Source organism: Micromonospora sp. NPDC049089 (assembly GCF_040648775.1).
Taxonomy (GTDB): domain Bacteria; phylum Actinomycetota; class Actinomycetes; order Mycobacteriales; family Micromonosporaceae; genus Micromonospora.
In genome coordinates this window covers 1-6,070 of sequence record NZ_JBEZEH010000298.1, presented here as the reverse complement: position 1 = coordinate 6,070, position 6,070 = coordinate 1, and the positions used below count along the sequence as shown (strand labels likewise).

Annotated in this window: 10 protein-coding genes; 1 reads left to right on the top strand and 9 read right to left on the bottom strand. The window is 70.2% G+C overall.

Annotated elements, in window-relative coordinates; all coding sequences use genetic code 11:
* On the bottom strand, nt 1-1,436 hold a 1,436-nt coding region (locus tag AB0B48_RS31420), incomplete at its 3' end, for an FxsB family cyclophane-forming radical SAM/SPASM peptide maturase (protein WP_357207930.1).
* 63 nt (nt 1,437-1,499) lie between these two features.
* Entirely contained in the window at nt 1,500-1,688 is a 189-nt protein-coding gene (locus AB0B48_RS31415; RefSeq protein WP_357207928.1) for a hypothetical protein, read from the bottom strand.
* Nucleotides 1,689-1,827: 139 nt separating this feature from the next.
* Here AB0B48_RS31415 and AB0B48_RS31410 point away from each other — a divergent pair, with 139 nt between their 5' ends.
* Nucleotides 1,828-2,064 (top strand): DUF2277 family protein, encoded by a 237-nt coding sequence (locus AB0B48_RS31410; protein WP_355009924.1) that lies wholly within the window; start codon nt 1,828-1,830, stop codon nt 2,062-2,064.
* 48 nt (nt 2,065-2,112) lie between these two features.
* Here the strand turns inward: AB0B48_RS31410 and AB0B48_RS31405 are convergent, their stop codons facing one another.
* From AB0B48_RS31405 to AB0B48_RS31375, 7 genes are all read right to left on the bottom strand, one after another.
* Entirely contained in the window at nt 2,113-2,592 is a 480-nt protein-coding gene (locus tag AB0B48_RS31405; protein WP_091400520.1) for a hypothetical protein, read from the bottom strand.
* Nucleotides 2,593-2,822: 230 nt separating this feature from the next.
* Nucleotides 2,823-3,812 carry a selenide, water dikinase SelD gene (gene selD / locus AB0B48_RS31400; protein WP_357207925.1) on the bottom strand — a complete coding sequence of 330 codons (990 nt, stop codon included), beginning with the start codon at nt 3,810-3,812 and terminating at the stop codon, nt 2,823-2,825.
* Nucleotides 3,813-3,891: 79 nt separating this feature from the next.
* Complete coding sequence (locus AB0B48_RS31395; RefSeq protein WP_357207922.1) at nt 3,892-4,185, bottom strand: hypothetical protein; 294 nt, start codon at nt 4,183-4,185, stop codon at nt 3,892-3,894.
* Between the two features lie 113 nt (nt 4,186-4,298).
* Nucleotides 4,299-4,844 carry a hypothetical protein gene (locus tag AB0B48_RS31390; protein WP_357207919.1) on the bottom strand — a complete coding sequence of 182 codons (546 nt, stop codon included), beginning with the start codon at nt 4,842-4,844 and terminating at the stop codon, nt 4,299-4,301.
* Between the two features lie 18 nt (nt 4,845-4,862).
* Nucleotides 4,863-5,003 (bottom strand): hypothetical protein, encoded by a 141-nt coding sequence (locus tag AB0B48_RS31385; protein ID WP_357207917.1) that lies wholly within the window; start codon nt 5,001-5,003, stop codon nt 4,863-4,865.
* 76 nt (nt 5,004-5,079) lie between these two features.
* Nucleotides 5,080-5,445 (bottom strand): hypothetical protein, encoded by a 366-nt coding sequence (locus AB0B48_RS31380; RefSeq protein WP_357207915.1) that lies wholly within the window; start codon nt 5,443-5,445, stop codon nt 5,080-5,082.
* A 125-nt stretch (nt 5,446-5,570) separates the two neighbouring features.
* A partial coding sequence (locus AB0B48_RS31375) for a hypothetical protein (protein ID WP_357207912.1) occupies nt 5,571-6,070 on the bottom strand: 500 nt, incomplete at its 5' end.

Sequence of the window (6,070 nt, the reverse complement as noted above, 5' to 3'; positions counted from 1 at the left end):
AGCGCGGCCGGGACGCCGGCCCGCAGCGCCGCGGCGAGGGCCAGCGCCGGCAGTGGGTCGACGGCCGCGCCGAGGCCGGACGGGGCCGACGAGTGAAGGCGACGCACCAGCCCCGGGCGGACGAAGGGGTGCGCCAGGACCGCGCGGACCTCCTCCGGCGCCGACTGGTCGAGGTGGACGAGCAGTTCCCAGGCGGGCGTGGTGCCGGATCCGTCCTGGAAGGCCGCAAGCAGCGCCCGGGTGATGGAGAGCTGGGTGGCGGCGAGCAGCGCGAGCGTCGACGCCGACCCGTGTCCGGTCGCCAGGTCGTCCAGCAACTCGTCGACGGGCGAGGTGGCCGACCCGTCGGCCGGGACCGGCGGGGTGGGCGGCGGGTAGGCGTCCACTGTGTCGATCAGGCGCAGCAGGTCGGCGCAGTACACCGAAGGGTTGTCGAAGCCGGAGCCGGTGCGCCAGCGGTGGGCGTACAGGCCGCCGCCGCACCTGTCGACCACCGGGCAGGCCCGGCAGGTCGCGCAGAGCCCGGCCACACCGTCCTGCCGAACCGCGACCCCGGGGTGCCGCGTGACCTCGTCCACCGAGTGGTCGAACACGTCGAAACCGGTGCCGGCCGCCCCGTGGTACGCGGTCTTCAGTGAGTCGACCTGCTCCCAGGTCCCGTCCGCCTCGACGACCAGCACGTCGGCCGGGGCCAGGCCGAACGCCTCGGTGCCGCCGCCACCCGGGCGCAGCGCCTCGAACATCCGGATCGACACCGGCCGACCGTCGTCCACCCACCGCCGGTGGATCCGCCCCAGCCAGTCCGCGTACGGGGTCGGCTCGGGGCCAGGGCGCTGCGGCGGATGGTCCCAGGTGGCGTGGGGCAGCAACAGGTCGACCCGGGGCGGGCTCTCGGCCAGCAGCGCCTCGTACACCCGGTCGGGATCGTTGCGGACGTCGATCGTGCAGAGGATGCCGGCGTAGCTGGCGCGGTGTTCCGGCCGACGGAGCAGGGCCAGCGCCCGGCGGACGTGCTCGTGGCTGCTGCCGCCGTGGGCGAAGAACCGGTGGCGGTCGTTGGCGGCCCGGTCGCCGTCGAAGGACACACCGACCCGCACGTCGTACTCGACGAACAGCCGGCACAGCTCCTCGTCGAGCAGCACGCCATTGGTCTGCATGCGCAGGTCGAGTCGCGTCCAAGGGGTGATCGCCGAGCGCAGTTCGGCCAGCACCTCCCGCAACCCCGCGGCCCCGAGCAGCAACGGCTCACCGCCGTGCAGCACCACGTGTACGACCGGCAGCTCGTGCTCGCGGGCGTGCTCGGCGATCCGCTGCGCGACGGCCCGAACCGTGGCCAGCGGCATCCGCACCGGTCGACCACGCCAGGTCTGGTCGGCGTGCTGGTAGACATAGCAGTGGTCGCAGCTGAGATCGCACCGACTGTGCACCTTCAGCACGAACTGGCTGATCCGTCGGCATGATCCATCCGCTCCGGAGGGACCACACCGACAGGCCACCATTCAGATGGCCGAGTTGAAGGCGGCGACGGGCACCGTGCCGGAGGGCACTGGCTCATCCGCGACGACATGCCGCCGGACCGCCTCGACCAGATCAGCGTGCCTGACGACGAGCAGGTCCAGCGGAGTGTCCAGGCTATGGGTGAAGTCGTCCAGGCCCGGACGGGATGGGCGGGTGGGTGCGTTGTCCACAAGGATTCTCCGGGTCCCGCGGACGCGCCACGGGAGGTGTGATGGACGGCCCGAGGGCCCTGACGCGCCACCAGAATAGGCAACAGCCCCAACGATGTCATCGTTGGTCAAGTAGCGCACCAACCGAGGAGGAACTCACATGTGCCGGAGCATCAAGACGCTGCGTGAGCCGTTCACCCCGCAGGTGACCGACGCCGACGTCGAGGCGGCAGCGTTGCAGTACGTCCGGAAGATCTCTGGCTTCCGGGCGCCCGCCGCGCACAACGCCGCCGCGTTCGACGCCGCAGTGGCCGCCGTGGCCGAAGCGACGCGCGTCCTGCTCGACCAACTGGTGGTGCGGGGCACCACCGACCGGTCGGCCACCGCCGCCAGCTGATCGCCGCTGACCGGCACGGCACCCGGCCGGGCCTGACCCTGGAGAGGGTCAGGCCGCGGCGAGCGCCGGTGCGACAGTGTCGGGTGCCCAGCGCGAGCGGTGACACTGCGACCAGCCCCGACAACCCGGGTCACCCAGCGAGCAGAGCCGCAGCCTGCTGAGCACCTCACCGTCCTCGGTGTCCCGCACGTCGAAGTGCACCGGACGGACCGTGCCGTCCGGAGCGACGAGCAGGTGCCGGCCCGCGTCGAGCGTGTCGTCGCGCAACAGGCAGTTGCGGCCCAGCAATCGGGCCAGTGCGGCGATGCTCGCGTGCTCGGAGAGCTGCTCGGGCACTCCGTAGCAGTCGACCACCGTCGCGAATTCGCCCGGCGCCTGCCAGACGTCACACACCACCGCGTACGCCGGCAGCCGCGCCGGGTCGGCCACCGCCAGCGGCATCACCACCCGACCAAGCGCCTCTGCCAGCGCCGGGTAGACCTCCACGGGTTGAGCCCCGTCGATTCTCCAGTTCCACAGCTCGGTCATTCCGCCTCCTCGCTGCGTTCGTCCCCACCGGCCTCCGGATCGGGCCTTACACACGATGGTGGGGGGCATTTGACCCCAGCCGGGGGCAAGTTACCGGTCTGTGACCATTCCGGGCAAAATTTCCCTGAGCGGCATTGCTCGGAGTAGCGGGAAGGTGACAGTTTATCGGGTATCGTGCGGCATCCGCACCACCGCCACCGCGTGTCCCGCAGCGGGTCGACCGCCCCCGGTCAGCGCAGGACGACCAGGTGTTCCCCGCGGGGCAGCAGCTCGCCCACCACCACAGCGCCGGGCACCTCGCCGGCGACCAGCAGGCCACCGGAGGTCTGCGCGTCGGCCAGCAGCAGCCGTTCCGCCTCGTCCGCCGCGCCGAAGTCGGTCCACTGGGTCACCCACTCCAGGTTGCGCCGGCTGCCGCCGCTGACGAACCCGTCGCGCAGCGCCTCCCGCGCGCCGGCCAGATAGGGCACCCGGGCGGTGTCGATGGCCACCGTGACCTGGCTGGCCCGGGCCAGCTTCGAGGCGTGCCCGAGCAGCCCGAACCCGGTCACGTCGGTGCCGCACCGGATGCCGGCGGCGACCGCCGCGCGGGCGGCCTCCCGATTGAGCGCGCTCATCGTGGCCACCGCCTCCGGGAAGCTCTCCCCCGTCGCCTTGTGCCGGGTGTTCAGCACACCCACCCCGAGCGGCTTGGTCAGCGACAACGGCACTCCGGCCCGACCGGCGTCGAGAGTGATCAGCTCCTCGGGGCGGACCGTGCCGGTGACCGCGAGACCGTACTTCGGGCCGTCGTCGTCCACGCTGTGCCCGCCGGCCAGGTGACAGCCGGCCTCCCGCGCCACGTCCTGGCCGCCGCGCAGCACCTCACGGGCCAACTCCAGCGGCAGCACGTCGCGCGGCCAGCAGAGCAGGTTGAGCGCCACCAGCGGGGTGCCGCCCATCGCGTAGACGTCGGAGAGCGCGTTGGCCGCGGCGATCCGGCCCCAGTCGTACGCGTCGTCGACCACCGGGGTGAAGAAGTCGGCGGTGCTGACGAGGCCGGTCCGCTCATCCAGGCGCACCACCGCCGCGTCGTCGCCGTGGTCCAACCCGACCAGCAACTCGGCGGTGCCGGTCGCCGGGCCCAGACCGGCCACCATGATCTCCAGCTCGCCCGGCGGGATCTTGCAGGCGCAGCCACCGCCGCGGGCGTACTTGGTCAACCGTACCGGTTCCATCACGCTCCTCAGGAAACATCAGGTGGTCCGTCGGATGGGAGCAGCCGAACGGCGCCACCTGACGTCACCAACGGTGATCAATCTACGTGCCGCTGATCCAACCCGGGTGCCCTGGGCGGCGAGGCGGCCGTTGTCGTGTCGCCATCAGGCGGGCCACCCGGAACGCGAGCCGAAGCGCCGGGAACCACCGTGCGGGATGGACCAGCCGGGCAGCGTGCCACCAGAGGAGAAGGCCGGCAACCTCGACGAGGTCACCGTCCTCCATCTCCAGCACGAGCAGTGGACGGCGGCAGTTGGGCCTGTCGGCGGCCACCGGCTGCGTCCGCCAGTCGGGGTTCGGATCATGGCACGACCGCAACGCAACCGGCCGTGCCATGACGTGCTCCGCCTGGGCCGCGACGCCGCGGCAGTCCCCGCACCGGCTGTCGTACACGAGGTAGATGCGCCGTGGATCCATGCGTCGCCACCCAGCTGGGAACGCTGCCAATCTCACATCAATCCAATCACGCCCATGATCACGACAACGACGGCCATCGCGGCAACCAGCAGACGTGCGTACCGAGCCCACAGCAGGCTCCACGTACCGTCTTCGTCGTATCCGACGCTGCCCGCCGCCATGATCCAGCGTCCGACAGCAAATCCGAACGCCAGGCACAGCGCACCAATGAACGGAACCACGAGCAAGATCGCGATGAGCAAGAGGTGCGGCAGTGCGGACGGTGAGTAGGTCCGCATTCCCGTGCCCATCTCGAACCCAAACTGGAATCCACCCACCTCGGGCCCCCGACTGGTCACCGACTCGGGCACCAGGCGTCGATTCTCCGGGATCCGGAAGGACACCAGTCCGAACTCACGGGCAAGTATCACCGCTGCGATCGCCCCCAGCAGAATCCATCGAAGGATCCCCGGCATGACAGACTGCGCAATACCACCGACGACTGCGGCGATTACCGCTACAACAACAGCTCCGGTGAACAGGCCGATTCCGAAATACAACAACGGACTCTTTCCGCGCCAGACCGACGCGGTCAGCAAGAATGCTGAATTGTGGCTTCAAGTGGAGCCGGAGTTGGCGTAGCCGGCCGCCGCGCCGGCGACAGCCAGCGCGGCCAGCGCGGGGAGGCGGGAAGGGTCGGGCAGCATCTGACTCAATGCCAGCGGCGCGGCCGCCGCCAGCAGGATCAAGGCTGCCAAGGTCCGAGGGTCCAGAAGGTGTCGGCGGAGCGCTGGACGCTCCGCCGAATCCCCGTACTTGTTACGTGTCACGTTGTTACACCGCGCACTGCGCAATGGTCAGGTCGTAGTGACGCTCTCCGCTGTTCCACACGGTGGTGGTCATCGCGTCCGAGCACCGGTAACCGTTCCACCGCCACGCGTTCTTGCTGCTGCAGTAGGTGGTGACGCGGTTGGAGGTGTAGCCCTCGTCGCTGTACGAACGGAAGCCTTCGAAGTGGTACTTACTGGCGCAAGGCCACGAACCCCGACGCCAGCCACCCGTGCACTGCCCCGTACCGCTCCACCAGTTCGCCGACGAGGGCGTGTAGTCCCAGGGACAGGACGTGTGCTCGCTCGTCGGGCCGGCGAAGGCGGCTCGTTTGTTGATGGCCCAGTCCAACGGCACGAGGGTGCTTGCCATCGCGGAGACCATGAGGCCCTTGAACACCGTCCGTCGCGACGGCTTGATCTGTCGAAGACGCGCGACCAGGACGCTCGAGACGGCGTCGGCAGGCATGTCATCGGCGGACGGAATGACGCTGAGATTCATACTGCCTCCCGGGAGGGTGCACCCTTGCCCTGCGTGAGGCTCACGGCGCTCGCCTCGGCAAGAAGTTCGGTCAGGTTCGTGTCGGCGTAGACAAAACGCCGGAAGATCACTTCGCCAGCGGCGTTGACGACGGAGAGCGTGGGGTTGTATCCCTCGTAGACCGCCGCCCAGACGTCCGGATCCGCCACGGTCTCCATGGCGACCACGTCCGGATGCCGGTCCCTGGCGTCGATGCTGCTGAAGACCCGCACCACACGCAGCCCGGCCCAAGCGGCAGTCGCCATCTCCTCCTCCACCGCCTTGGCGAGTCGGTGACAGATGGGGCACTCCCCGTCGAGGGTCAACAGGACCGTGGCGGACTCCCCGGGCCGCGGCCGCAGCGATGCGGGCAGGGTGTCCCGCCGGCCTCCGCCGACCGTCAGGTCGGCCGACCCGGTGGTCGCCACCCGACTGGACGGGCTGGCCGGCCTCGTCGCCGGCGGCACGAAGGTCTCCC